Origin of the sequence: Palleronia caenipelagi, from assembly GCF_007004065.1 — a bacterium.
Taxonomy (GTDB): domain Bacteria; phylum Pseudomonadota; class Alphaproteobacteria; order Rhodobacterales; family Rhodobacteraceae; genus Palleronia; species Palleronia caenipelagi.
The window spans coordinates 1-24,912 of sequence record NZ_VFSV01000017.1; the positions used below are offsets into that span (position 1 = coordinate 1).

A 24,912-nucleotide genomic window follows, 5' to 3' on the forward strand; every position below is an offset into this window, starting at 1 on the left:
TCGGCGTGGCAGGGCGACCGGTCTGCGACAGGAACAACCCGGCCCGTTCCCGCTCGAACACCTCCCGGTCGATCAGAGCGGCGAGCTTCACCAGTTCGTGGCGCATGTCGATCATCCCGACCCGTCGCGCGCGCAGCAGATCATCCTGCTCCGGGGAAGGCTTTCCGGGCTTCATATCGCAGCTCGAAATTGCAGGGGTCCGGCTGCAAAAATACCAAATGCTGCGCCTGAAACCTGACGGAGACACTGTGTTATATCGCAAAAACAATGGGATGGGTGTTGTTCAGGGCGAACCAATTATCCTGACCCGAACCGGGGGGCGACGGGCAAGGTCACGGCCCGCTACCGCGCACTAAAAGACGTCTGGCAGGCGTGCCCCTCGAAAGCCAGATGCTGCCCCAACGCCGATGCCAGACAGATCACGCGCGAAGAGCATGAAGACGCCCGCCAGGTCGCCCGGGATCTGGCTGAGACCGACGACTATGTCATCGCGATGAAGCTGCGAAAGAAAGTCGAGATGCTCTTTGCCCACCTCAAACGCATCCTCGGGCTGGGACGACTTCGATTACGCGGCCCATGCGGCGCTAGCGACGAATGCCTCCTCGCCGCAACAGCCCAGAACCTCCGCAAACTCGCCAAGATCTTCCCCGCACCGCAGCATCTGCGGGAAGCCTGATCAGAAAAGGCACTCGCGCCGTCCTCAGATCGACTGTTTCTGCGCTCGCAATGCGTTGTTTTTTCGCAGAATCAGCCAATAGCTAGTGCTCCCGTGGATGGCCTCCTTCGCCCCGAGGCCGGGCTTGAGTGACGGAGAATTCGGCACGCTGACAGAATAGCTGCAGATAGATAGAACGGATCTGGCGAGACGAATCGTCTCTGAGGACCGGCCGCTGGCGGTCGGGTTGAACCGGCGTAATGGGACGGTGGGGCGGTGCTAGCCTAAATGGCTCGGCAGATCCGTGTGGCCCGTTCACAGAATTATTGGATTCGGCCTTCAAATTGGTGGGACACGGTTCTTTTATGCCATTGAAATATAACGGGCATATAGTGGTCCGCGCAAAATATTAAGATATTGATATTGGACCAGAAAATAACCTTTTGGTAGGCCCGGAGGGACTTGAACCCCCAACCAAAGCGTTATGAGCGCTCTGCTCTAACCAATTGAGCTACAGGCCCGCCTCCTCACGGGTTAGCAGAGCCTTTCGCCACATGGAAGACGCTCAAAGAGGCATTTCGTCGGTGACATCCATTGGTTCGACGCTGGCCGTCGCGTTGGCGGTCGGTTGGGTGCCGTCGAGCCCAAGGATCTGCGACAACAGCGCAAACTTACGCTGTTCGTCATCAGTGAAGGTCGACGGGTCATTGTCGATCTCGGCGAGCGTGCGGACGTCGTCTGCGCTCTGTACTTCCAGAATATCGGATTGCGCAAATGCGGCGGTGGGCAGGCAAAGAGCTAAAGCAAAGAGTGCGGGTTTCATGGCAGTGATCCCTGGTTGGTCTATGCCTTCAAAACGCCACATTTGCGGTTTGGTTCCCTCGCCTGTTGCTGATTTTTTGTCCGCGCTGTAACGGAGCCGGGACAGCGACAGGAGAACACCGATGGCCAAAGAGTCCGAAGGTCTGAGCTATGCCGAGGCCGGCGTCGATATCGAAGCGGGCAATTCCCTTGTGCGGCGGATCGGCCCCGCTGCAGCCCGCACCGCGCGGAGCGGGACCATGGACGGGCTGGGCGGCTTTGGCGCCATGTTCGACCTGAAGGCTGCCGGCTATGAGGACCCGATCCTTGTGTCCGCCACCGACGGGGTTGGGACCAAGCTTCGCATCGCTATCGATACGGGCGAAGTGGCGGGCGTCGGTATTGATCTCGTCGCCATGTGCGTGAACGATCTGGTGTGTCAGGGCGCCGAACCGTTGTTTTTCCTCGACTATTTCGCCACCGGCAAACTCGATGTGGACGAAGCGGCGAAGGTTATCGAGGGGATTGCCGAGGGGTGTCAGACCGCCGGGGCCGCGCTGATCGGGGGCGAGACCGCCGAAATGCCGGGTATGTACGGGGCGGGTGATTTCGATCTGGCTGGCTTTGCCGTGGGTGCCATGGAGCGCGGTGGACACCTCCCGAGCAGCTTGGCTGAGGGTGACGTGATTATCGGCGTGGCGAGCAACGGGGTCCATTCCAACGGCTATTCGCTTGTTCGTCGGATCGTTGAGCATGCAGGGCTGGGCTGGGACTCGGATGCACCGTTTGGCGAAGGATCGCTGGGCGCGGCCTTGCTTGCGCCGACCGCCATCTACGTGCAGCCTGCGCTGGCCGCCCATCGGGCCGGTGGCGTCCGCGGCTTCGCGCACATCACCGGCGGTGGTTTGACGGAAAACCTGCCGCGCGTTTTCCCCGATGGGCTGGGGGCACAGATCGACCTGTCGAGCTGGGATCTGCCGCCTGTCTTCCGCTGGCTCGCCGAGGCCGGCGGCGTGGCAGAGGCCGAAATGCTCAAGACCTTCAATTGCGGCATCGGTTTCTGCGTTGTGGCTGACCCGGACCGGGCGGAGTCGATCATCGCGGGTTTCGCCGAAGCGGGCCATGATGCCCGGGTCATCGGGTCAGTGACCGGAACCGAGGGCGTCGCATATGAGGGGGCGCTGTTGTGAAACGCGTCGCCATCCTGATCTCTGGAGGCGGGTCGAACATGCTCCGACTCGTCGAGAGCATGGAGGGCGATCACCCGGCGCGCCCCTGTCTGGTGCTGTCCAATGATCCTGAGGCGGGTGGTCTGGCCAGGGCTGAGGCTTTGGGGGTGCCGACAGCAGCAGTGGACCATCGCCCGTTTGGAAAAGATCGCGCAGCATTCGAGGCAGCCTTGTCCGGACCGCTGGAGGCCGCTGCGCCGGACCTGATCTGTCTGGCGGGCTTCATGCGAATTTTGACGCCGGGATTTGTCTCGAAATGGGCCGGGCGGATGCTGAATATCCACCCATCTCTGCTGCCGAAATATACAGGGCTCCATACCCATGCCCGCGCCATCGCGGCCGGAGATACCGAGGCGGGCTGCACGGTTCATGAGGTTACCGCCGATCTGGACGAAGGCCCGATCCTCGGGCAGGCGCGCGTGCCGGTGCAACCGGACGATACGCCCGACACACTGGCCGCGCGGGTGCTGACTGCTGAGCATCGTCTGTACCCCGCCGTGTTGCGGCGTGTGGCCGGGGGGAACCGGGAGCTGCTCACCCTCTGAGCGAAAGCAGTGGCGCGAACACGCCAGCCCATCGGAACTTGGCCGCACAGCCTTCCTTTCGTCCCGCCGAGGATTTATCAGAGCGGGAACATAAGGAGGGCCGCGCGCGCCATGATCACCATCACCAAGACCGAAGATCTTGCACGCTTTTGCGAGCGGGCTCGCAGCCAGCCATATGTGACAGTCGACACGGAGTTTCTGCGCGAGCGGACCTATTATTCCAAACTCTGCCTCGTCCAGCTGGCCATTCCCGGGAACAGTGAAGAAGACGCGGTCCTGGTGGACCCTCTGGCCGGGGATCTGTCGCTGGAGCCGCTTTACGAGCTCTTCCGCGACACCTCGGTGGTCAAAGTCTTCCACGCGGCGCGGCAGGATATAGAGATCTTCGTCCACGACGCCCATGTGGTGCCCGAGCCGCTTTTCGACACGCAGGTCGCGGCGATGGTCTGTGGCTATGGCGAGCAGGTCGGCTATGAGACCCTCGTCCGCAAGATCGCCAAGGCGGAGATCGACAAATCCTCTCGCTTTACCGACTGGTCTCGTCGCCCCCTGACCGACGCCCAGAAGACCTATGCGCTGGCCGATGTGACCCATCTGCGAAAGATCTACGAGCATCTGGCGAAGACCATCGAGACCAATGGCCGGACCGCCTGGGTCGATGAGGAGCTGGCGGTTCTCACCGATCCGCAGACCTATATCACCCGTCCCGAAGATGCGTGGAAACGGGTCAAGACACGGACGCAGACGGGCAAGTTCCTGGCTCTGGTGCGTGAGCTTGCGGCGTTCCGCGAAGGTTACGCGCAGGCGCGCAACGTGCCCCGCAGCCGGGTCTATAAGGATGATGCGCTGGTCGAGCTCGCCTCGGTCAAGCCGCGCAGCATGAAGGATCTGGGCCGCTCTCGGCTGCTGCTCCGTGAGGCGCGGCAGGGAGAAATCGCCGAGGGCATCCTCGCCGCCATCGAGCGCGGTCTGGCCGTCAAGCCAGAGGACTACCCGGAGACGCCCCGCTCGAAGGCCCAGTTGCAGGTTAATCCGGCTCTGGCCGATCTCCTCCGGGTGCTTCTGAAGGCGAAGGCCGAGAGCGCTGGTGTCGCACAAAAGCTCATCGCTACGGCGCCGGAACTCGATGAGATGGCCGCCGGGAACCGGGACCTCCCGGCGATGACGGGCTGGCGCCGCAAGGTGTTCGGAGAGGATGCCGAGCGGTTGATCGATGGAAAAATCGCTCTGGCGGCCAAGGGCAGCGATGTAGTGGTGCTCCGGATCGACTGATCCGGGCTGCCCTGTCAGCGACGGACAGCCTGTGCGTTGCGGGCGGCCGAGACGCGGATCTCCCGCACTCCGATCAGGTTTTGATTGCTGACCACGGTGGCCACGGTGACCTCGCGTGACCGCGGGGTGGACACGCGGGTCGCCTCGACGGGTTCTCCGATTTCGAAAACGTAGCTGAGGGTCGACGGGTCGCCATCTGGCAACGGAACCAGCGCACCGCTGTGATATCCCTGACGATCGGCCAGCCCGGTGGCCCGGATAACCGCACCCGAGGGCGTCTGGGACACGGCGAGGGTCTGGATCTCCGCAATCAGCGTGGCGCTTTCGACCGGTTCGCTGGTCTCGTTTCCGCCGATCCCCAGCGTCGCGCACCCCGCCAGCGCCACTGCGCTCAGTGTTCCGATAACAATGCCGCGCATGTGGCGTCCTCACTTCGTTCCGATCTCTGGTCTCCGGGTTAGCGCATCGCCGCAGCAGAGAAAAGCGCCCCGTCCCCGGTTGCACAGCCTGCGCCGCCCGCCTAATTGCAGAGCATCTGAGGGAGACCCGAGATGGCCAGCGCTGCGTTCGAAGAGATTGTCGACACTTTTGCCTTTCTGGACGATTGGGAAGATCGCTATCGTCACGTGATCGAAATGGGTCGCGATATGCCGCCGCTCGATGACGCCCTCAAAGTTCCGGCGACCAAGGTCGAGGGCTGCGCAAGTCAGGTCTGGCTGGTCCCGGATGTCACCGGCGAGACCTTCACCTTTCAGGGCGATTCGGACGCGATGATCGTCAAGGGGCTGATCGCCATTCTGCACGCGCTCTATGCCGGGCAGCCGGTCGCTGAGGTGCATGGGATCGACGCTGAGGCGGAACTTGCACGGCTGGGGCTGAACGATCACCTCTCGTCGCAGCGCTCGAACGGGCTGCGGGCGATGGTGGACCGGATCCGCAACGTCACCGCGCGCTAGGCCTCAGGCATCCTGCAACGCGGGCACCAGGTCACCATAGCCGGTCTGCCGCCGCTCAAAGGCGAGACCCAGCCGGTCCGCCGCCGCCTGGGCGGCCTCAGTCAGTTTTGGATCGTCGGTCTGGGCCAGATAGACCAGCTTTTCGTAATTCCCGAAATAGATGTCCCGTAACTCCGGGTGGCGATCCAGTCCGAGGGGCCGCGTGACAAAGGCGTCGAACTGCCGGGCCAGAAAATCAGTCAGGTAGAAGGCGGCGATTTCGTCCTCAGCCACCGCGTCGAACGTCTCGACACCGCTGAAAAACGCGTAACAATGGGCGCCGGGCAGGCGTGTTGCGCCGGTCTCCGCGCACACGCGATCAATCTCTCCGCCCGTACCACAATCGCCATAGCCCACGATAATTCGATCGTAGTTAGGCTGATGCTTTGCGATCGCCGCACGCAGGGCAGGAGCGATGCGATCGGGTGTATTATGGAGGATCGCAGGGAGGCAGGCGAGATCCAGATGATCCAGCCCGTTCAGACGGATCAGCGCCATGACTTCGCGCGCGATGGCGCCACAGGCCAAAACCAGCACACGACCTTGACCTCTTGGCGCGAGACCGGATTCCGTCAGAGCCGCGTCGGTCGCAGGGGCCGTTACTTCCGGTAGAGCCAGCGTCCCGTCACGGCCGACGCTGCCAGAGCCGGGACGAACCACAGGATCGGATCCAGAAGCGCTCCCGCTTCGGAGGCTGCGAACAGTGTGGCGCCTGCTGCGGCGACGATTGCCACTAGCAGAATCAGGAGACGGATCATGAGGCGTTACCATTATTCGTGTTCTTACCTGCGAAGATGGCTAAAAAATCGAATTTAATAAACTATCCTGACGGATGGATGTCAGCGAGTTTGGACAGGTTTTGACAAAAAAAGAGGGGCAATCCTGCCCCTCTGTCCCGATCTGCCGGGTTTGATCGTGCCGGTCAGGAGGCTGTCATCTGGTTGTGGCGCCGCTTGATGAAATCCTTGGCCATTTCCACTGCCACGGCAGCATCGCGGCAGTACCCGTCCGCGCCGATGGCTTTGCCGAACTCTTCATTCAACGGTGCGCCACCCACCAGCACGACGTAATCATCGCGCAGGCCCTTTTCGACCATCGTGTCGATCACGACTTTCATGTAAGGCATGGTGGTGGTCAGGAGCGCGGACATTCCGAGAATATCCGGCTGCTCTTGTTCAAGCGCCTCCAGGTAATTCTCGACCGGGTTGTTGATCCCGAGATCGACCACCTCAAACCCGGCGCCTTCCATCATCATCGCCACGAGGTTCTTGCCGATGTCATGGATGTCGCCCTTCACCGTGCCGATGACCATCTTGCCCATGCGCGGTGCACCTGTCTCGGCCAGCAGCGGCTTCAGAATCGCCATGCCTCCCTTCATCGCGTTGGCCGACAGGAGCACCTCGGGGACGAACAGAATGCCGTCGCGGAAGTCATTCCCGACAATGGTCATACCGGCCACAAGGGCTTCGGTCAGGATCCGATAGGGCGCCCAGCCCCGTTCGAGAAGGATATTCACCCCTTCCTCGATCTCCGGCTTCATCCCGTCATAGAGGTCGTCCATCATCTGTTCGACGAGTTCCTCGTCATTCAGTTCGGACAGGATCAGATCTTCTTCTTCGTCTGACATCGCGTCACTCCCTCACGCGCAGTTCCCTGCGCCCTATTCCGGTTTCTCTCACGATCGCGGCCAATTTGCGACCATATGCCGTCTTTTCTCGACGGGTCTTGCAAATGTTCCTGATGTGTTCCATTTTATTTCAATGACTCAGGCAGATTTCAGCCGAAAAAGAGAGGCGTCTTTCGCTGGTCGCGCGACTGGTCTCAATCCGGTTTCCCGCTTTGAGATTCTCGACCGTGCGCCGGTTGATGACGGCTGGCATCGCGAAGAGCCGCCACCCATCCGGACTGCAGTCACCGAAGAGCGGCCGCGCAGCATGATCACCCGCAACAGCTCGCCCGATATCGGGTTTGACCGGTCTCTGAACCCTTATCGCGGGTGCGAGCACGGATGCATCTATTGCTTTGCGCGGCCGGGTCATGGGTATCTGGGGCTGTCGTCCGGGCTTGATTTCGAGACGAAGCTCATCGCCCGCCCTGATGCGCCGGAGGTGCTGGAGCGAGAGCTGCGCAAACTGTCCTATACGCCCGCGCCCATTGCGCTGGGGACCAACACCGATTGTTACCAGCCCATCGAGCGGGACCGCCGCGTGACGCGCGGGATTCTGGAGGTCTTGCAAAGGTTTCGACACCCGCTGATTCTCGCGACGAAGGGCGCGCTCGTCGAGCGCGACATCGATATTCTGGCGGAGATGAGCGGCGCAGGGCTGGCCTCGGTCGGGATCGGCGTGACGACGCTGGACCGGGATCTGGCGCGGCGCATGGAACCCCGCGTACCCGCGCCTCAGCGGCGGCTGCAGACCATCGAGCGTCTGGCACGTGCGGGTGTGCAGGTGAGGGTCATGGTCTCGCCGGTGGTGCCGGGCCTGACCGATCCCGAGGTCGAAGCGATCCTGACCGTCGCCCGTGACGCGGGTGCCACCAGTGCGAGCTGGGTCATGCTGCGCCTGCCCCATGAGGTCGCGCCGCTTTTCGAGGACTGGCTCGACACGGAACTGCCGGGCCGTGCGTCCAAGGTGCGGGCACGTCTGCGCGAGATGCATGGCGGCGCGCTGTACTCGGCGCGATGGCAGCACCGGATGCGCGGTGAAGGGCTGCATGCCCAGATGATCGCCAAGCGCTTTGCCCTCGCCACGCGGCGCTTGGGGCTCGCCACAGGTATGCCCGCGCTGCGCTCCGACCTGTTCGAGCGCCCCCTCGGAGACGCGCGGCAGCCGTCGCTGTTCTGACAGCACGTCCATGGCGATCTCAGCCCCGGCGACGCCCGCGCCGTTCACGCTTGGGGCCCGCATCGTCGCCGGTCCCGTCACTGGCTGAGGAAAACCCGCCGAGCTTCGCCGCGATCTCGTCAAGGCCCGGCCGTGCGCCCTTGGGACGAGTCTCCAGCGCTGCGCGCATGGCAGAGAGGTGCTCGGGCGTGGTGCCGCAGCAGCCGCCGATGATCTGCGCGCCGCAATTGCGGGCCAGTTCGGCATAGTCGGCCATCACCTCGGGCGTGCCGTCATAGTGGATGTGGCCTTCGACATACTTCGGGATGCCCGCATTGCCCTTGGCGATCACCGGCCGGTCGGCTCCGGCCTCGGTAAAGCCCAGAACGGTGCGCAGCAGATCAGACGCGCCGACGCCGCAATTGGCCCCGAAGGCGAGCGGACCGGGGTCCATTTTGCCCACGAGTTTCACCATCTCGGCGGAGGTGGTCCCCATCATCGTGCGCCCTGCAGTGTCGAAGGACATGGTGCCACACCAGGGCATCCCGGCGCGCGCGGCGGCCTCGGCGGCGGCGCGGTATTCCTCGGGGGCGGAGATCGTCTCGACCCAGAGCACATCGGCCCCACCGTCCTTCAGACCTTCGGCCTGCTCGTGGAAGATCTCGACAGCGTCATCATAGGTCAGCGCGCCGAGCGGCGCCATGACCTCGCCGGTGGGACCCATGGAGCCCGCGACGATCACAGTCCGGCCCGCTTTGTCCGCGATTTCGCGCCCCAGTTCCGCGCCTGCACGGTTCAGCTCGCGCACGCGGCTCTGGGCATCATGGAGCTTCAGACGGGCGGCATTGCCGCCAAAGGTGTTGGTCAGGAACAGATCCGAGCCCGCCTCGACGGGGCCGGAATACAGTGCCCGGATTTTCTCCGGCGCGTCCACATTCCACAGTTCCGGGCTGTCGCCGGAGCTCAGCCCCATGTTGAACAGGTTCGTTCCGGTCGCGCCATCGGCGAGAATCCAGTCACGTTCGGCAAGCATTGTTGAAAGCGCGTCTGCCATGGGAGGTCCTTTTATCTGACCAAAGCCCATTGGCAGAGAGGGGCGGGGACCGCAATTGCGGATTTCTCATGACGATCTTGCGGTCCGCCGCATGTTTCTCAGACGCCGTCGCGCCAGAGGCCCGCTCAGTTCTCGGAGGCGGTCTCGGCCTCGACCTGGACGAGGAACTCGTTGGCCTTGTTCGACACCTCTTGCTCGGTACAACCGCTGGTGGCGATCACTTCGCTACGGAAGGCGGCGGGGCCGTTGGCGGTGTATTCGAGCTTCGTCAGGCGGTGGATTTCCTTCAGCGCCTTGTTGCCCGTCAGACCCGCCTTGCGCGCGGCCCATTCGGCGAGGCGGCGGTTGGCCATAGCCTGAAGCAGCAGCCGCGTATCTTCGTCATGGGCCCACTTCGCTTCAAACGCGCGCTCACGGTCGTCAAACAAACTCATCCGGTTCTCCTTCGTTTTGTGCAAGCTATGCGCGGTGATGGCCGGGGCGCAAGGGCCAGTTCTTGCCCGGTTCCGCCGATTGGCCTATAGGCGGGATCGAACACAAGAGGGGGCCAGCATGGCGCGCCGCAAGAAGATTTACGAAGGCAAGGCGAAGATCCTGTATGAAGGCCCGGAACCGGGCACAATCGTGCAGTATTTTAAGGACGACGCGACCGCGTTTAACGCGGAGAAAAAGGCGACCATCGAGGGCAAGGGAGTTCTCAATAACCGCCTGAGCGAATTCTTCATGACCGGTTTGACTCAGATCGGCGTGCCGAACCACTTCATCAAGCGCCTGAACATGCGCGAGCAACTGGTGCGTGCCGCCGAGATCATCCCGCTGGAAGTGATCGTGCGCAACTTTGCCGCTGGCTCGCTGTCCAAACGTCTCGGCATACCGGAGGGCGAGCCCCTGCCGCGACCGATCATCGAGTTCTGCTACAAGGACGACGCGCTGGGCGATCCGCTGGTGGCCGAGGAGCATATCATCGCCTTTGGCTGGGCCAGTCAGCAGGATCTGGACGACATCGTGTCGCTGGCGCTGCGGGTGAATGATTTCATGTCCGGCCTGATGCTGGGCGTCGGCATCAAACTGGTGGATTTCAAGATCGAGATCGGGCGTGTCTGGGACAATGATTATCAGCGTCTGCTGGTGGCCGACGAGATCAGCCCGGATTCCTGCCGCCTCTGGGATATCGAGACGGGTCAGAAGCTGGACAAGGACGTGTTCCGCCGGGATCTGGGCTCGCTCTCGGATGCCTATACGGAGGTGGCGCGGCGGCTGGGGGTCTTGCCCTCGAATGTGACTCACACGACGAAGCCGACTCTGATCAACTGATATCTGCCCGCGGGTCAGTGGGTATTTTCGAACACAAAGAAGCAGGGGCGGGGCGGCGATGATACCGGTCTATGGTGTGGCAGGTCGGCAGGTCGCCGTGCTTGGGTTGGGCCGGTCCGGCCTGTCGGCTGCGCGGGCTATCGTGGCGGGTGGCGGCACGGCAGTGTGCTGGGATGATGGCGCTGAGGGCCGCGCGCGGGCGGAGGCGGAAGGGTTCGAGATCCGGGACCTCACCCGGGGCGGCGCATTTGAGGGTGTAGCGGAGCTGGTCGTTTCGCCCGGGATCCCGCATCTCTACCCCAAACCGCACCCGGTGATCGAGGCGGCGCTCGCCGCAGGCGTGCCGGTAGATAACGATATCGGCCTGTTTTTCCGATCTCTCGGGGGCGAGGCGGGATTGCCGCGGGTGGTGGCGGTGACGGGTTCGAACGGGAAGTCCACTACTTCGGCGCTGATCGCCCATATCCTGCAAGAGGCGGGTCGCCCGGTGCAGTTGGCGGGCAATATCGGGCGCGGGGTTCTCGACCTCGACGTGCCGGGTGAGGGCGATGTGGTGGTGCTGGAGCTGAGCTCCTACCAGACCGAGCTTGCCCGGGCGCTGACGCCGGATGTGGCTGTTTTCACGAACCTTTCTCCGGATCATCTGGACCGGCATGGCGGCATGGGCGGCTATTTCGCGGCGAAGCGCAGGCTCTTTGCCGAAGGCGGGCCGGACCGGGCTGTGATCGGCGTCGATGAGGTCGAGGGACGGTTCCTGGCGGGGCAAATGACGGAGGGGTTCGGGGATGATCGTGTGATTCGGATCTCGGTCGAGCGCAAGCTGCCGGGGCCGGGCTGGTCGGTCATCGGACGCAAAGGTTTCCTCTCCGAATCGCGCAAGGGGCGGCAGGTGGCGTCTGTCGATCTGCGCGATGTGGCGGGCTTGCCGGGCTCGCATAACCACCAGAACGCCTGTTCGGCCTATGCCGCCTGCCGGTCGCTGGGACTGGCGCCGCGGGTGATCGAGGCGGGGCTGAGGTCCTTCAAAGGCTTGCCCCACCGCTCGCAACTCGTGGCCGAGCGGGGTGGGGTGCGGTACGTGAATGACAGCAAGGCCACCAATGTGGACGCGGCGGCCAAGGCCCTCCAAGCCTTTGAGTCCATTCGCTGGATCGCCGGCGGCCTGGGCAAGGACGGCGGCATCGCCGCGCTGGAGCTGCATCTGGGCAGCGTCGCCAAGGCCTATCTGATCGGCCATTCCGCGCGGGAGTTCGCGGTGCAGCTCACCTCGGTGCCGGTGGAGATCTGCGAGACCATGGAGGTCGCCGTGGCCCGCGCCGCCGAGGAAGCCCAGCCCGGCGACGTGGTCCTGCTGGCGCCCGCAGCGGCAAGCTTTGATCAATATCCCGATTTCGAGAAGCGTGGCGAGGATTTCATCGCCCGCGTCGGGGCGCTGTCGCCGCAGGCCATTTCGGACAAATAACCCGGCGCTGTTGTACGCCATTTGGCAATTTAACCCCCGATTTTGGACACATCGCCGCGCGGGGCTGCGCGCGGTGGGGTGAGGGGCGGTTAGGGGGGCTGGGGCAGAGTGGGAGCACCTGAGAGAGGAGTGCGCCCATGCTGCCCAAATTCCGCCAGATGCCCGTGAGCCTGTTTCGGGACCGGATGGCCTTTAACCTCGACTGGGTGAAGGCCGAGGAAGGGCATCTCTACCTGACCAACCACGGCACCCCGCAGGTCGCCATCGTCCCGATCCGCCACGCCGCGATGCTGGATGACGTGGCCGCCTATTCGGTGCGGGAGATGCGCCGGAGGGAAAGCGAGCTGATCGCCTGCTGGCGCCAGATGCGGGAGGCGATGGGGTATGAGGGGTGAGGGGGGCATAGTTCCACGGAGGGGCAAACGAATGCGCATCGGGCCGTGGTCAGCCGAAGAGATGTCGATGCTGCAACCAAATCGAGAGCAACGGTGCTGCCGCGAACGTGCCTTCAATGTATCGTTCTTAAACTCGAACGTTATTTAGCTGGTTTGGCTGGTTTGGTTGGTTTTGGTGCCGGTGGTCGTGTCTGAATTTTCGAAGTGGTGTTATGCCCTCCTTTGATTATGCCACCGTCACGTATCACGACCGTTTTTGTTGGTTTCTGCTTTGACATCTTGTTGTCCTCCTTCCTCAAATGGAAACTCAATCCAGATATTAGATTTGGGACGAGAGATATAAAGGTGCGGTGTTCGTGTCACTTCGATACCTTCCTCGTCATACACTATCACCTCCCGGAGCAGAAGTTCTCTCTGATCGTCGTTTTCTGAGTACGTGCTTACCCAGCCGGCAAAGATATATCCATTTTCTATGTCGCGAAAATGCACATATTCGACATGTGGCGCAACGGAGTTCATCGTGAAACTCCAAACGTCCTCATCCCCGTACCGTCGGGTTGCCCCAATTTTATGCAGAAATCGCATCAGTAAGCGATAGCGAACTGCCCAAAGCCATACAACCGAGAGCGAAAAAGATAAGGGAATGGACCAAGCGATCTCATCTTGTAGAGGCACAATGTCGATCTTGCCAGAATCGCCAGCAAGAGAAGTAACTCCAAAATCTCTACCGCAAAGAAAGTATATCAAAAACAATGCTGAGTATGTTGCTATACCAAAAAGAAATGCGCGAATGATTAAGGTTGTTTGTTGCGGCTTCTGTCCAGCCCCATATTTCGCGTCAACGTTTGCCCATATGATGCCAGGCATGAAGACGAGGGCAAGTTGAGCTAATGCGAGGTTCAATTTGCATACCTCAAAGTAATCACAGTTTCATGTGGCGTTTCCTTTGGTTTGGGTACGGAGGTATGGATCGAGTATCAAGAGCGCAATGTGTCGAGCTCTGTCGCGGCAACAATTCCATCGAGGTAGTTGACCAATATGGTGCCAGTGTCCGCCCTGTTTGGGCTGGGCGGACGCGTGCCTGTCACTGGCGTGACAGGTGTTTGGGATCAGGATGGCTTGGCGTCTCTGATCGCTGTTCCCGCCGCCCAGCCCGATGACCACGCCCACTGAAAATTGTAGCCGCCGAGCGAGCCGGTGACGTCGACGGCTTCGCCGATGGCGTAGAGGCCGGGGAGGTGGCGGCTTTGGAGGGTTTTGGAAGAGAGCCCGTCTGTGGCGATGCCGCCGGCGGTGACTTCGGCGGTGCGGTAGCCTTCGGTACCCGCGAGGGTGAGGTGCCAGTCGCGGAACTGCGCGAGGATCTCCGACAGGGCCTGATCGGACTGGTCGCCCATGCGGGTCGTGCTGGCCTGCGGCAAGCGGTCGGCGATGAGGCGCTGGGGCAGGTGCGGGGCAAGGGCGGTGGTGAATGCAACCCGCGAAATCGTAGGCTGGTCCATGGCCAAACATCTGAAAGCGGCGCGCTCCTGCGACACGCTCCGAATGGCTCTGGATCGGCGGGGCCCGGTCCCGGGGCTGATCCTGCATTCGGACCGCGGCGTGCAAAATGCCAGTGGCGACAACCGCAAGATCATATATCGCGCATAGCTGATCCAATCGATGAGCCGCAAGGGTCAGTGCCTCGATAACGCCCCGATGGAGAGCTTCTTTTCTTCGCTGAAGAAGGAGCTGGTCCATCGCCATCGGTTCGGACCCCGGAAACAGGCCAGGGTCGCGATCTTCGGGTACATCGAGGTCTTCTACAACCGCCAACGCCGCCATTCAGCCATCGGATACCAGACACCGGCACAGGCGTTCACAGAAATGAGTTGGAAAATGGCCGCGTAGGATCAACAATCACACTGTCCGGAAACCGGGACGAAGATCACAAAGACGCGCCCACCTTTCGGCGGACGCGTCGGTGGTCATGAAACTGGAGAGAGATCAGGCGCGCTCGGAATATTCCATGGTCTCGGTGTTCACGACGATATCCTCGTCCTGACCGACGAAGGGCGGCACCATGATGCGCACGCCATTGTCGAGCACGGCAGGCTTGAAGGAATTGGCCGCGGTCTGGCCTTTGACCACCGGCTCGGTCTCGACGATCTTGCAGGTGACTTTCTGCGGCAGCGTCGCGTTCAGCGCCTCGCTCTCGTAATATTCGATCTGGATCGTCATGCCGTCCTGTAGGAACGGACGGCGATCGCCGAGGATGTCAGCGGGCAGCTCGATCTGCTCGAAGGTCTCGTTATCCATAAAGACCAGCATCCCGTCGGTCTCATAGAGGAACTGCTGGTCCTTCTGCTCGAGCCGCACGCGCTCGACCTTGTCGGCGGAGCGGAATCGTTCGTTCAGCTTGGACCCGTTGCGCAGGTTGCGCATCTCGACCTGAGCAAAAGCGCCGCCTTTGCCAGGCTTCACATGGTCGACCTTCACCGCGGCCCACAGACCGCCGTTATGCTCCAGCACGTTGCCGGGGCGAATCTCATTACCGTTGATCTTGGGCATGGAATGACGTCTCACGGATTGAAGAAGTGGATAGCGCGCCTATATCGCTCGGGAGAGTGTGGCGCAACAGGGCGCGCCTGCCATGCAGTCGCCCCTCAGAGCCATGCGCCTAACACAACACTGCCATGCTGAATTGGCACACCTATAGCGCTCACAACCCGTCATAAGGGGCGCCACCACAAAAAAGTAAAAACAAGAATAAAAGGACTTCGAATGGTAGACTTCGTTGATGCAACCGCTTTCACGCACGAACAGGGTAACCGCGCCCGCAAGCTCTTCGCTGCGGTGGTGTTGGCCGCGCTGGACGATGCCATTGCGGATGACAAGAAATACGGTAACGGACCCGAACAGATCGCCCGCTGGGCGCGGTCACGGGATGGCCGTGAAGTGCTGAGCTGTGCCGGCATCGACCCCAATGAGCGGGTTGTGACCGGTCTTATGGAATTCGTTCGCAAAGGCGTGCGCACCTCGGTGGCGCTGTCCCGCGAAGAGAGCGAACGCCGCAACGCCGCGCAGGCCGAAGCCGCCTGACGCCAGCCTCCCCACCACGTCAAATACGAAAAACCGCAGCCCCGCGCTGCGGTTTTTTGTTACAGCATCCCGATAGGACGAACGGTTGTGCTCCCTCAGATCCCTGCGCGGCGAGCGGCGCGTTCGATGGCGGCGGTCACCTCTTCGGTGGCCACATGGTGCGGCATATGACCGATACCGTCGAGCCGGGTCAGGTGGGCGCTGTCGACCTGCTCAGACAGGGGTTCTGAGTGCACATGGATCGGCACGATCGCGTCTTCGGTCCCGTGGACCAGCTCGATGGGCAGGGTCAGCGAGGGGTAGCGCCGGGACATAGAGACCACATGGGGGCGCAGATTGGTGATCTGACGGGCATTCGCGCGCACCGATTGCGTCCGCAGGGTGAGGTCCACGCCGATGTGGTCCGCATAGCCCTCGGGGGCGGGTTGCGGATGGAACACGCGTTCGATCTTTGAAGCGACCCATGGCTCTGACGCGAATGCCGCAATCAGCGGGGCAACGGCTGCACCGCCCAGCGCGGTCCCGTTCACGGTGTAAAGCGCGCCCAGTCCGCCCGGCCAGGGCTGCGTGGCACCGGCCAGCGCAACCACCGCGGCAGGGTCGTGATTCAGAGCCCAGCCCATGGCAACAGATCCGCCAAAGGAATGACCGACCACGATCTCATCCCGCACGCCCAGCTCCGTCGCGGCGCGTTTCAGGAGCGCAGCCTGATCTTCCGGGCCTTCGGCGCGGGTGTCGAACGGTCCTGACAGCTCGGGATGGTGATCCGTATAGCCCAGCCCCGGACGGTCGAACACCGTGACCGTGTAGCGGTGGGTCAGATGATCCAGAAAGCCGAACGTCCAGTCGCGGATGTTGCCGCTGGCGCCGTGGATGAGCACCAGATGGGGACCCTCACCCGCCTGCACGTAGTGGACCTTGCGCCCCTCGATCTCGACGAAATCACCCAGAGGCGGCCACTGGGCCTCGGCCCTCTCCGCGCGGCGGGCGGCCATACGGCCTACTGCCAGCGCGCCGGTGGCCGCCAGAGCTGCTGTTCCAATACTACGTGCCGATTTTCTCGATATCATAGTGCGTTGACTGGTAAATCTCGTTGATCCAGTTCAGATATAGGAGGTGGCCATGGCTCCGCCAACGGTTGAGCGGAGCTCTCGTTGGGTCATCCTCGGGAAAATAGTTCGCGGGGACTGATATCTCGGTGCCACCGGCCAGATCCCGCTCATATTCCTGCTGCAACGTGTCGTCGTCATATTCGAAATGGTTGAACACGTAGAGCGCGCGATGAGTCGGATCGTCCACCAGAGCGGGTCCCGTCAGATCCGACGACAGGATCGTTTGCAGCCCCGGTGCCTGATCGATGTCCTCCTGCCGCATTTCTGTCCAGCGAGAGACGGGGATCACGCATTCATCTGAAAACCCGCGCAGATAAGGCGAGGCAGGCGCCAGATTGCGGTGCCGGAAACAGCCGAAAAGCTTGGCGTCCAGCATATGTTTCGGCACCCGGTGGAAATGGTAAATCATCGCCATGCCGCCCCAGCAGACACCAAAGGTTGACTGAACATTGGTCTGGGTCCAGTCCATGACCTCGCAGAGCTCGCCCCAATAGGTGACGTCCTCGAAATCAAGATGTTCGATGGGAGCGCCTGTGATGATCAGCCCGTCGAATTTCTCGCCCTTCACCTCGCTGAAGGGGCGGTAAAACTCTTCCATATGCTCGGCAGCGGTATTGCGCGTCTGGTGCTCGGACATGCGGATCAGATTGAGGTCGATCTGCAAGGGTCCGGCCCCGATCAGCCGTGCAAACTGGATCTCGGTCTGGATCTTCTTCGGCATCAGATTCAGCAGGCCAATTTTCAGAGGCCGGATATCCTGACGCGCCGCCTGCCGCTCGCCCATCACCTGTACACCCTCGCGCTTGAGAACGGAGAAGGCGGGCAGGTTGGAATGGAGCTTGATCGGCATGGGGGTCCTTTCTGATGAACAGCCGAGATAGGGTTCGGCGGGCGCCTCGGCAAGCGTCAGGCGTCGCGGCTTCTGTCGAGGGCCATCGCGATGAGATCGGTGAAATCGCCCTCGGTCTTCACCGCGCTCACCTCGTCGGCGGAGACTGTCACACCGCGCCGGGCCATGGCGGCGTAACGTGGCTGCCGGTGGGCCAGAGCCCGGGCAAAGGTCCAGCGGATGAACGCGTTGGGATCAACACCACCGGGTTCCTGCCCGGTTTCCGACAGGTAGTCCGACCACGCCGAGAGCAGGAAATCCCGCTGGTAATACATGGGCTTAGGCTCTTTGTCGAAGCGCCGGATCAACTCGTCCGTATGCGCCTCGGAACCCTTGATCCAGACCATGAGCAGCGATTTCTCCAGCACCGACAGGACCGGATCATCCGGGTCTTCCGGGTCGACGACTTCGCAGATCGACCCCGACGTGTCGCAGACGAAATGGGGGTAGCCATAGAGGTCCTGCGCCCGCTCGATGAAATGCGGCGTGTCGCGCATGGCCAGAGTCTCCGCCTCCAGATGCTGGTCCTGCCGCCGCAGGTAATCCTCAAAGGGCAGCCCGCCGCGGGCCGGATCGCCGGGCTTGCCCAGATAGCTGGAGAGCGGGGCGAGATTGTCAAAGGTGATGTTCGACGCGACGTAGATCGAGTCGGACATCAGCAGGTCCCGCAGCATGGGAACCTGCATGGCACAACGCTTGAACTCGTCAGCGATATGCTCGCCCATGTAGCGGGTGCCGATGCGGTAATCGACCGAGTAGTGAAACCACGTCCCGCTGTCGCGCAACATGTTGGAAAGATAGGTCTTGCCGAGGCCCGACATGCCGAACAGCATGACTCGCTTCGAGGGCGCCGCGCGCCAGTCGTGGGAGGTGCGGTAGATCATGGGCTTTCTTAGCCCGCACGAACGGGCTTTGAAAGTGCGCGCATTCGCGGCACGGCGATCCGAGGCGCGATCAATTCGAAGTCCGCGAAATCTGGCGGCAACAGCGTCTCGCCCCGCACCGGGGCGCCCCGCACGATGGCCACGGGCAGGACCCGCGCGATCACGAGCAGCCCGGCTCCGCCCCCATAAGTCCACTTTATGTCCCGAAATACCCCGGGGGAGCGGCCCGGAGGGACGCGGGGGCAGCGCCCCAAAACACCCTGCCACACCCGCTCAGGTCATTCTGTCCCATGGAAACCACTCCCATTCGGAATAGGTTGTCGCCCCCGCTCTCAGCCCGCACACTCAACCTCTGCATAGACCAAAAATCCGATACACCGCCCCAAAGCAGGAGCTACCCATGTCACACCCGACGCCAAAACGCATTGTCCTGATCGTCGGAAGCGGCCCCGATGCGGCCCGGTGCCAGAATTGGGCGCGCGGACCGTTCAGCCGTATCGTCGCCGTCAACAATGCGTGGCGGTTGCGGGGCGACTGGGATGACCACATCGCCCCTGACGACTTCCCCGCGGAAAACGCGCCGCAGACACTGACCCACGGGCAGCGGCGGATCGGGTCAGACACCTACGTTCCGGCCAATAACGCCTATGGCGGGGTGTTCTACGCGGGCGGGACCATGGCCTTTACCGCCGGCTACTGGGCGCTCCATGCGCTAAAGCCTGACGTCATGGCGTTCATCGGCTGCGACATGGTCTACCCCACCACGGGCAAAACCCATTTCTACGGCAAAGGCACGGCCGACCCGCTGCGTCGTGATCCCAGTCTGCGGAACCTCGAAGCGAAATCCGCGAGGCTACGGCTCATCGCGGCGGGCAAGGGCTGCGCCTGCGTCCGGCTTTCCTCAGGCGAGAGCCGGTTGCTCTTCCCCTCGGCCACGCCCGACGATCTGCCATGGCTTTCCAAACCCAACCGAACCGTCCCCGGCCTTGCGGAGATCCGGGCGGCAGAGGACCGGCTGGGTTATGCAGTGCCTTCGGGGCGTTACTGGACGGAGGCCGACCGCTTCGACCCCTGCGAGACCGACGCGCTCGACCAGCGCTGGCTCAGCGCTTTGCAGGATTGGAGTCGCCTGACGGGCGACGGAATGGCGCTCAGCGCGTGAGGCGTTCCGCAAGCCCGTAGGCCCAGGCGCTGATCGTCCCGGCGCCAAGGCACACGACCATGTCCCCCGGCCCGGCCTGCTCGCGGACCAGCCGTTCGAGGTCCTCCTCCGACACAACAGCCCGTGCGTGGCGGTGACCGTGGCGGATCAGCCCGGCCACCAGATCGTCGCGGCCCGCGCCCTCGATGGGGTCTTCGCCAGCGGCATAAATGTCGGCAATGCCCACCACATCCGCCTCGTTGAAGCAGGCGCAAAACTCCTCGAACAGCGAGTGCAGCCGGGTAAAGCGGTGCGGCTGGTGGACCGCGATCACGCGGCCGCTGGACGCCTGACGGGCGGCCTTGAGCACGGCGGCGATCTCTACCGGGTGGTGGCCGTAATCGTCGATGATCGTCACGCCATTCACCTCACCCACGCGGGTAAAGCGCCGGTTCACGCCACCGAATTTCGCCAGCGCCGCGCGGATCTCGTCGCGGCCCATGCCCAGATGCCGGGCCACGGCCACCGCCGACAGGGCGTTCGACACGTTATGGTCGCCGGGCATCGGCAGGGTGCAGCCCTCGATCACCAGATCCTCGGATTGCAGGTGGATGTCAAAATGGGCCACGCCCGCTTCGTAGCGCAGGTTCACTGCGCGTACATCAGCCTGAGCGTTGAACCCAAAGGTCACCACGCGGCGGTCGGTGATCTTGCCCACCAGCGCCTGAACCTCATGGTGATCGGTGCAGCAGACGGCGAGCCCGTAGAAGGGTATATTCGAGACGAAATCGAGGAAACCCTGCTTCAACCGCTCGAAATCGCCCCAATGCTCCATATGCTCCGGGTCGATATTGGTGACGATGGCGATGGTGGCGGGAAGGCGGTTAAACGTGCCGTCGCTCTCATCGGCCTCGACCACCATCCAGTCGCTCTGCCCCATGCGGGCGTTCGAGCCATAGGCATGGATCACGCCGCCATTGATGACGGTCGGGTCCACCCCGCCCTCGTCCAGCAGCGCGGCGACCATCGTGGTGGTCGTCGTCTTGCCATGGGTGCCGCCTACGGCGATGTTCGATTTCATCCGCATCAGCTCGGCCAGCATCTCGGCGCGGCGCACCACCGGCAGGCCGTGCAGACGCGCAGCGTCCAGTTCGGGATTGCCCGGCTTGATCGCAGACGAGATCACCACCACCTCGGCGCCCTCAAGGTTCTCGGCCTTCTGACCGACGAACACTTTCGCCCCGAGACGCTCGAGCCGCTCGGTGATCTTCGAGCCCTTCAAATCGGAGCCCTGCACCTGATAGCCGTAGCTGAGCAGCACCTCGGCGATGCCCGACATGCCGATGCCCCCGATCCCGACAAAGTGGATGGGGCCCATATCCGTGGGCAGCTTGGTGGCGCGGACGGCAGTCATGGCGAACTCGGCTCGGCTGTTAAAATCTCTCACTGCATGTCTCCGCTCGGGGCTTGATTGTCCAGACCGGCGAGGTGTTCCACCAGATTCGCGAGCCTTTCGGCGGAATCCGGCTTGCCGGTCGAGAGGGCCGCATGCGCCATCGCGGTGGCGGCCTCGGGTTGGGTCAGGATGGCCGTGATCTGCTCGGCCAGCGCCTCGGGGGTGAACTGGCTCTCGGGGATCACCACGGCGGCATCGGCACGGGACAGACCCCGCGCATTGGCGGTCTGATGATCCGCCGCAGCCGCCGCAAAGGGCACCAGCACCGAAGGCCGCCCGATCACCGACAGATCTGCAATGGTGGACGCGCCGGAGCGGCAGACCACCAGCTGCGCCTCTGCCATGCGGGACGGCACGTCGTCGAAGAACGGCTGCACCTCGGCGTCGATCCCGGCCTCGGCGTAGAACGCGGTCACCCGCGCCTCATCCTCGCCCCGCGCCTGATGGGCGACGCGAAGATTGCGCCGCAGCCCCCCTGGCAGGGAGGCGATCGCCGCAGGCACCACATCCGACAGGATCCTCGCGCCCTGAGACCCGCCAATGACGAGGATCGACATGGGGTAATCGCCGGGCGGAATGTAGGGCGCCGCCGCCCGCTCGCGCACCGCCGCGCGCACCGGGTTGCCAATCTCCATGCCCTCGACGCCCTCCGGCAGCTCCGTGGGCCAGGTCCCACAGGCGACAGTGTCGACCCGTTTGGCAAACACTTCGTTGACGCGGCCCAGCACGCCGTTCTGTTCGTGGATCAGGCGCGGCACTTTGTGTAGCGTCGCTGCGGTCAGCGCCGGGATGGACGGATAACCCCCGAACCCCGCCACCACTGCAGGCCGGTCCGCGCGCATCCGCCGCCATGCCGTCGCCACACCACCCGCGATGCGGACCGGCACCACGGCCTTGGCCAGCGGCCCGCCCCGGGCAAATGTCGCGCTCGCCACCTGATCAATCGCCACCGCCTCGGGGAAGCCCCCCGCATAGCGCGCGCCCCGCGCGTCGGTGGACAGCCGCACCCGCCAGCCGCGCGCCAGCAATTCTTCGGCCAGCGACTGGGCCGGGAACATGTGGCCGCCGGTGCCCCCGGCAGCGATCAGGCACAGCGGTGCGGTCATCTCAGCGCTCCCTCCGCATCAGGATATCTCCGATCTCGCCCTGTGGCCGCGAGCGGGTGAAGGCCAGCAGCATCCCCGCCGCGATCCCCGTAGCGATGATCGACGAGCCGCCATAACTGACAAAAGGCAGCGTCATCCCTTTGGCCGGCAGCAGACGGACCGCCACGCCCATATTGATGATCGCCTGCACCGCGAACATGGCCGCCAGACCCGTGCCCGCGAGCCGGATGAACGGGTCGCGCTCCCGCATCAGCCGCAGAAAGGCGCGGGTGACGATCACCGCATAAAGCAGGATCAGGATCAGCACGAGCATCAGCCCGTATTCCTCAGCCGCCACCGCGATAATGAAATCCGTATGCGCATCCGGCAGCCACCATTTCACCCGGCCCTCGCCGATGCCGACGCCGAAAAAGCCGCCTTCCTGAATGGCATTGGCCGCGTAGCCGAGCTGCGTGCGGGGATCGAGCTCGGGGTCGAAAAAACCGTCGATCCGCCGGGCAAAGTGTTCGGACATGTTATAGGCGACGGTCCCGGCAAAGAGCACGCCCCCCGCCAGCAGCACCAGCACGAGGATCGGCGCGCCCGCGACGAAATAGACGACGCCCCAGCCAAAGAGCACGAGGCTCGCCTGCCCGAAATCCGGTTGCAGCGCGAGGAGGCCGACAATGGCGATGCAGAGCGCGAAACTGAGGGATTTCCCCGGCGGTCCGCCCACCTCCTGGCTGGCGGCCATGAGCCACGCGGCCACGACGATGAAACCGGGCTTCAGGAATTCCGACGGCTGGATCGAGGCAAAGCCCAGCGAATACCACCGCACGGCGCCCTTGCCGAAATCGGTGCCGAGAAAAGGCAGCCCCATCAGCGCCACAAAGGAGATGAGAAACCCGATCACCGCCCAGCGCCGCACGGTTTTCGGCGGCATCATGGTCACGATCACCATGGTCAGGAGCGCGAGTCCGCCAAAAAAAGCCTGCCGGGTCACGTAGTGGAACGGATCCAGCCCGTTGCGCTCGGCCAGCGGCGGCGATGCGGCGAGGCCCAGCAGCAGCCCCATGCCGAACAGCATCGCGATGCAGGCCAGCGACCATTTATCAATCGTGCGCCACCATTTGGGAAGGATCGGCTCACCCGCGCTGATCGGCGCGGAGCCATAGACCATCTCCGTCATAACACTGCCTCTGCCTCAATCGCCCGGTTTTCCGGGTCTGGCTGCAAGGGTAGCGAATCAGCGGCGCCTTGGCCAGATTTTTCCGGATGAGGCGGCACGGCTTTGCCGTCTACCCTTGCGCGCGCGCCCGTCCCGCGACAGACCGTCCCCATGAAAGTCGACACATTGATCCTCGGCGCCGGGGCCGCCGGCATGATGGCCGCCACCCAGACCGGGGGCGCCACCCTCATCGTGGACCATGCCGCCAGGCCCGGCGAAAAGATCCGCATTTCCGGCGGCGGGCGCTGCAACTTCACCAATTATGGCGTCGAAGCCGGGTGCTTTCTCTCCGAGAACCCCCATTTCGCAAAATCCGCCCTCAGCCGTTACACCCAGTGGGATTTCATCGACCTCATCGACCGCCACGGCATCGCCTGGCATGAGAAAACTCTCGGCCAGCTCTTTTGCGACGGCAAGGCCACGCAGATCGTTGACATGCTCCGCACCGAGATGACCCAAGCCGGGGCCGAATTCTGGCTCTCCACCGAGATTGGCGAAGTCCACCATGACGGCACCCATTTCGTCACCACCCTGACCCGCGACGGCCGCCCCCGTCAGGTCGCCGCCCATAATCTGATCCTCGCCACGGGCGGCCTGTCGATCCCGAAAATGGGCGCCACTGGCCTCGCCTATCGCATCGCCCGCCAGTTCGACCACGAGATCGTGCCGACCCGTCCCGCCCTCGTGCCCTTCACCTTCACCGGCGCCGCGCTGGAGCCGCTGGCCGCGCTGGCCGGGGTCGCCGCCCCCGCGCGCGTCACCACCGGCGGGACCAGCTTCGACGAAGCGCTTCTCTTCACCCATCGCGGCCTCTCCGGGCCCGCCGTGCTGCAAACCAGCTCCTACTGGGCAGAGGGCCAGCCGATCCGCATCGACCTCGACCCCGAAGACCGGATCCGCTCCGCCCTGCGCCACACCCGCCAGACCGAAGGCCGCAAGAGCCTCAGCGCCGCGCTCGCCCCCCACCTGCCCCAGCGCCTCATCGCCGCCCGCTTGCCGCAGGCCAGCACGACCCGCATAGGCGACCAGTCCGATCAGGCCCTGTCAGAGATCCTCGCGCAGTTCCGCGACTGGCACCTCACCCCCGCCGGCACCGAAGGCTACCGCACCGCCGAAGTCACCGCCGGCGGCATCGCGACAGACGGGCTTTCCTCGAAATCCATGGAGAGCCGCACCGTCCCCGGCCTCTACGCCATCGGCGAAGCCGTCGACGTCACCGGCTGGCTCGGCGGCTATAATTTCCAATGGGCGTGGTCGTCAGGCTGGGCGGCGGGGAGGGCAATTGGGAAGCGGAGAGTGTCTCCGTAAAGTCGTCGCAGTTGTGCGCTGCGCGCGCGAAAGGCGGGCGCGAACGAAGACAAATGACTATTCGCGTCAGAGATTTTTCTGCTCCGGTATGTGAGGCTGTCGACCGGCATTAAAGGCCTGGCCTTGGGGTCAGGACACATTGATATCAGCTGATCGTTCTGCTTCACCGCATGAAAATAGA

30 protein-coding genes, 1 tRNA gene and 2 pseudogenes are annotated in these 24,912 nt (G+C 63.2%); 14 read left to right on the forward strand and 19 right to left on the reverse strand.

Annotated features, from left to right (window positions below; genetic code table 11):
• Positions 1 to 175 (reverse strand): annotated as a pseudogene (locus FEV53_RS10855) (IS5/IS1182 family transposase); the annotation flags it as partial.
• Between the two features lie 114 nt (positions 176 to 289).
• Here FEV53_RS10855 and FEV53_RS10860 point away from each other — a divergent pair.
• A pseudogene (locus tag FEV53_RS10860) lies at positions 290 to 676 on the forward strand (transposase); the annotation flags it as partial.
• 423 nt (positions 677 to 1,099) lie between these two features.
• On the opposite strand, the gene FEV53_RS10865 reads toward FEV53_RS10860, so the two are convergent.
• Positions 1,100 to 1,176 (reverse strand) — tRNA-Ile (locus FEV53_RS10865).
• 44 nt (positions 1,177 to 1,220) lie between these two features.
• Positions 1,221 to 1,607: a hypothetical protein gene (locus FEV53_RS10870; protein WP_142834837.1), complete on the reverse strand. Its 387-nt coding sequence runs from the start codon at positions 1,605 to 1,607 to the stop codon at positions 1,221 to 1,223.
• Between FEV53_RS10870 and purM the strand changes: the two genes are divergently transcribed.
• The 3 genes from purM (at position 1,600) to rnd (ending at position 4,502) form a co-directional block, all read left to right on the forward strand.
• Positions 1,600 to 2,646: a phosphoribosylformylglycinamidine cyclo-ligase gene (purM, locus tag FEV53_RS10875; RefSeq protein WP_142834838.1), complete on the forward strand. Its 1,047-nt coding sequence runs from the start codon at positions 1,600 to 1,602 to the stop codon at positions 2,644 to 2,646. The two genes, FEV53_RS10870 and purM, sit on opposite strands and share 8 nt — an antisense overlap.
• Positions 2,643 to 3,230, forward strand: coding sequence for a phosphoribosylglycinamide formyltransferase (gene purN, locus FEV53_RS10880; RefSeq protein WP_142834839.1), 588 nt, complete (start codon positions 2,643 to 2,645; stop codon positions 3,228 to 3,230). The genes purM and purN overlap by 4 nt, the downstream gene beginning before the upstream one ends.
• Positions 3,231 to 3,341: 111 nt before the next feature.
• Complete coding sequence (rnd, locus tag FEV53_RS10885) at positions 3,342 to 4,502, forward strand: ribonuclease D (RefSeq protein ID WP_142834840.1); 1,161 nt, start codon at positions 3,342 to 3,344, stop codon at positions 4,500 to 4,502.
• Between the two features lie 14 nt (positions 4,503 to 4,516).
• Here rnd and FEV53_RS10890 read toward each other — a convergent pair whose 3' ends face one another.
• A complete protein-coding gene (locus FEV53_RS10890) occupies positions 4,517 to 4,921 on the reverse strand; it encodes a hypothetical protein (protein WP_142834841.1) in 405 nt (134 codons plus the stop codon).
• A gap of 132 nt (positions 4,922 to 5,053) precedes the next feature.
• Between FEV53_RS10890 and FEV53_RS10895 the strand changes: the two genes are divergently transcribed.
• On the forward strand, positions 5,054 to 5,458 hold the full coding sequence (locus FEV53_RS10895) for a SufE family protein (RefSeq protein ID WP_142834842.1): 405 nt from the start codon (positions 5,054 to 5,056) through the stop codon (positions 5,456 to 5,458).
• A 3-nt stretch (positions 5,459 to 5,461) separates the two neighbouring features.
• Here FEV53_RS10895 and FEV53_RS10900 read toward each other — a convergent pair whose 3' ends face one another.
• The 3 genes from FEV53_RS10900 to FEV53_RS10905 form a co-directional block, all read right to left on the reverse strand.
• Positions 5,462 to 6,034, reverse strand: a complete 573-nt coding sequence (locus FEV53_RS10900) for a DUF1638 domain-containing protein (protein ID WP_246100787.1) — start codon at positions 6,032 to 6,034, stop codon at positions 5,462 to 5,464.
• A 62-nt stretch (positions 6,035 to 6,096) separates the two neighbouring features.
• Positions 6,097 to 6,255, reverse strand: coding sequence for a hypothetical protein (locus FEV53_RS21500; protein ID WP_246100788.1), 159 nt, complete (start codon positions 6,253 to 6,255; stop codon positions 6,097 to 6,099).
• A gap of 164 nt (positions 6,256 to 6,419) precedes the next feature.
• A complete protein-coding gene (locus tag FEV53_RS10905) occupies positions 6,420 to 7,124 on the reverse strand; it encodes a corrinoid protein (RefSeq protein WP_142834844.1) in 705 nt (234 codons plus the stop codon).
• Positions 7,125 to 7,257: 133 nt separating this feature from the next.
• Here FEV53_RS10905 and FEV53_RS10910 point away from each other — a divergent pair, with 133 nt between their 5' ends.
• Positions 7,258 to 8,343 (forward strand): PA0069 family radical SAM protein, encoded by a 1,086-nt coding sequence (locus tag FEV53_RS10910; protein ID WP_142834845.1) that lies wholly within the window; start codon positions 7,258 to 7,260, stop codon positions 8,341 to 8,343.
• Between the two features lie 19 nt (positions 8,344 to 8,362).
• On the opposite strand, the gene bmt is transcribed toward FEV53_RS10910, so the two are convergent.
• Entirely contained in the window at positions 8,363 to 9,376 is a 1,014-nt protein-coding gene (bmt, locus tag FEV53_RS10915) for a betaine--homocysteine S-methyltransferase (protein WP_142834846.1), read from the reverse strand.
• A 125-nt stretch (positions 9,377 to 9,501) separates the two neighbouring features.
• Complete coding sequence (locus FEV53_RS10920; protein WP_142834847.1) at positions 9,502 to 9,810, reverse strand: ATPase inhibitor subunit zeta; 309 nt, start codon at positions 9,808 to 9,810, stop codon at positions 9,502 to 9,504.
• Positions 9,811 to 9,928: 118 nt separating this feature from the next.
• On the opposite strand from FEV53_RS10920, the gene purC reads away from it, so the two are divergent.
• The 3 genes from purC to FEV53_RS10935 all read left to right on the forward strand — a co-directional run bounded on the left by purC (position 9,929) and on the right by FEV53_RS10935 (position 12,547).
• Complete coding sequence (gene purC, locus FEV53_RS10925; protein ID WP_142834848.1) at positions 9,929 to 10,690, forward strand: phosphoribosylaminoimidazolesuccinocarboxamide synthase; 762 nt, start codon at positions 9,929 to 9,931, stop codon at positions 10,688 to 10,690.
• Between the two features lie 58 nt (positions 10,691 to 10,748).
• A complete protein-coding gene (gene murD, locus FEV53_RS10930; protein WP_142834849.1) occupies positions 10,749 to 12,152 on the forward strand; it encodes a UDP-N-acetylmuramoyl-L-alanine--D-glutamate ligase in 1,404 nt (467 codons plus the stop codon).
• A 137-nt stretch (positions 12,153 to 12,289) separates the two neighbouring features.
• Complete coding sequence (locus FEV53_RS10935; RefSeq protein ID WP_142834850.1) at positions 12,290 to 12,547, forward strand: hypothetical protein; 258 nt, start codon at positions 12,290 to 12,292, stop codon at positions 12,545 to 12,547.
• Between the two features lie 237 nt (positions 12,548 to 12,784).
• Here the strand turns inward: FEV53_RS10935 and FEV53_RS10940 are convergent, their stop codons facing one another.
• Positions 12,785 to 13,450, reverse strand: coding sequence for a DUF6338 family protein (locus FEV53_RS10940; RefSeq protein ID WP_142834851.1), 666 nt, complete (start codon positions 13,448 to 13,450; stop codon positions 12,785 to 12,787).
• 206 nt (positions 13,451 to 13,656) lie between these two features.
• Complete coding sequence (locus FEV53_RS21505) at positions 13,657 to 14,049, reverse strand: NAD(P)/FAD-dependent oxidoreductase (protein WP_425465482.1); 393 nt, start codon at positions 14,047 to 14,049, stop codon at positions 13,657 to 13,659.
• Between FEV53_RS21505 and FEV53_RS20845 the strand changes: the two genes are divergently transcribed.
• On the forward strand, positions 14,048 to 14,197 hold the full coding sequence (locus FEV53_RS20845; RefSeq protein ID WP_185962168.1) for a hypothetical protein: 150 nt from the start codon (positions 14,048 to 14,050) through the stop codon (positions 14,195 to 14,197). The genes FEV53_RS21505 and FEV53_RS20845 overlap by 2 nt on opposite strands.
• A gap of 12 nt (positions 14,198 to 14,209) precedes the next feature.
• A complete protein-coding gene (locus FEV53_RS10950) occupies positions 14,210 to 14,437 on the forward strand; it encodes an IS3 family transposase (RefSeq protein ID WP_142834852.1) in 228 nt (75 codons plus the stop codon).
• Positions 14,438 to 14,533: 96 nt separating this feature from the next.
• Here the strand turns inward: FEV53_RS10950 and efp are convergent, their stop codons facing one another.
• The gene (gene efp / locus FEV53_RS10955; RefSeq protein WP_142834853.1) at positions 14,534 to 15,097 is read right to left on the reverse strand and encodes an elongation factor P; all 564 of its coding nucleotides are present in this window, start codon (positions 15,095 to 15,097) and stop codon (positions 14,534 to 14,536) included.
• 213 nt (positions 15,098 to 15,310) lie between these two features.
• Here efp and FEV53_RS10960 point away from each other — a divergent pair, with 213 nt between their 5' ends.
• A complete protein-coding gene (locus FEV53_RS10960) occupies positions 15,311 to 15,628 on the forward strand; it encodes a DUF6280 family protein (RefSeq protein WP_142834854.1) in 318 nt (105 codons plus the stop codon).
• A gap of 95 nt (positions 15,629 to 15,723) precedes the next feature.
• On the opposite strand, the gene FEV53_RS10965 is transcribed toward FEV53_RS10960, so the two are convergent.
• The 4 genes from FEV53_RS10965 to FEV53_RS20850 are packed head-to-tail and all read right to left on the reverse strand — an operon-like array spanning position 15,724 to position 18,677.
• Entirely contained in the window at positions 15,724 to 16,623 is a 900-nt protein-coding gene (locus tag FEV53_RS10965; protein ID WP_246100789.1) for an alpha/beta fold hydrolase, read from the reverse strand.
• Positions 16,624 to 16,672: 49 nt separating this feature from the next.
• Entirely contained in the window at positions 16,673 to 17,590 is a 918-nt protein-coding gene (gene metA / locus FEV53_RS10970) for a homoserine O-acetyltransferase MetA (RefSeq protein WP_142834856.1), read from the reverse strand.
• 56 nt (positions 17,591 to 17,646) lie between these two features.
• The gene (locus FEV53_RS10975; protein ID WP_142834857.1) at positions 17,647 to 18,513 is read right to left on the reverse strand and encodes an ATPase; all 867 of its coding nucleotides are present in this window, start codon (positions 18,511 to 18,513) and stop codon (positions 17,647 to 17,649) included.
• Between the two features lie 8 nt (positions 18,514 to 18,521).
• Positions 18,522 to 18,677, reverse strand: a complete 156-nt coding sequence (locus FEV53_RS20850) for a hypothetical protein (RefSeq protein WP_185962169.1) — start codon at positions 18,675 to 18,677, stop codon at positions 18,522 to 18,524.
• Between the two features lie 236 nt (positions 18,678 to 18,913).
• On the opposite strand from FEV53_RS20850, the gene FEV53_RS10980 reads away from it, so the two are divergent.
• Positions 18,914 to 19,675, forward strand: coding sequence for a hypothetical protein (locus tag FEV53_RS10980; protein WP_142834858.1), 762 nt, complete (start codon positions 18,914 to 18,916; stop codon positions 19,673 to 19,675).
• On the opposite strand, the gene murC is transcribed toward FEV53_RS10980, so the two are convergent.
• The 3 genes from murC to ftsW are packed head-to-tail and all read right to left on the reverse strand — an operon-like array spanning position 19,665 to position 23,384.
• The gene (murC, locus tag FEV53_RS10985) at positions 19,665 to 21,068 is read right to left on the reverse strand and encodes a UDP-N-acetylmuramate--L-alanine ligase (protein ID WP_142834893.1); all 1,404 of its coding nucleotides are present in this window, start codon (positions 21,066 to 21,068) and stop codon (positions 19,665 to 19,667) included. The two genes, FEV53_RS10980 and murC, sit on opposite strands and share 11 nt — an antisense overlap.
• A 29-nt stretch (positions 21,069 to 21,097) precedes the next feature.
• Positions 21,098 to 22,216: a UDP-N-acetylglucosamine--N-acetylmuramyl-(pentapeptide) pyrophosphoryl-undecaprenol N-acetylglucosamine transferase gene (locus FEV53_RS10990; RefSeq protein WP_142834859.1), complete on the reverse strand. Its 1,119-nt coding sequence runs from the start codon at positions 22,214 to 22,216 to the stop codon at positions 21,098 to 21,100.
• A 1-nt stretch (position 22,217) separates the two neighbouring features.
• Positions 22,218 to 23,384 (reverse strand): putative lipid II flippase FtsW, encoded by a 1,167-nt coding sequence (gene ftsW / locus FEV53_RS10995; RefSeq protein ID WP_142834860.1) that lies wholly within the window; start codon positions 23,382 to 23,384, stop codon positions 22,218 to 22,220.
• Between the two features lie 150 nt (positions 23,385 to 23,534).
• Here ftsW and FEV53_RS11000 point away from each other — a divergent pair, with 150 nt between their 5' ends.
• Entirely contained in the window at positions 23,535 to 24,731 is a 1,197-nt protein-coding gene (locus tag FEV53_RS11000; protein WP_142834861.1) for a BaiN/RdsA family NAD(P)/FAD-dependent oxidoreductase, read from the forward strand.
• The last annotated feature ends 181 nt before the right edge of the window (positions 24,732 to 24,912 follow it).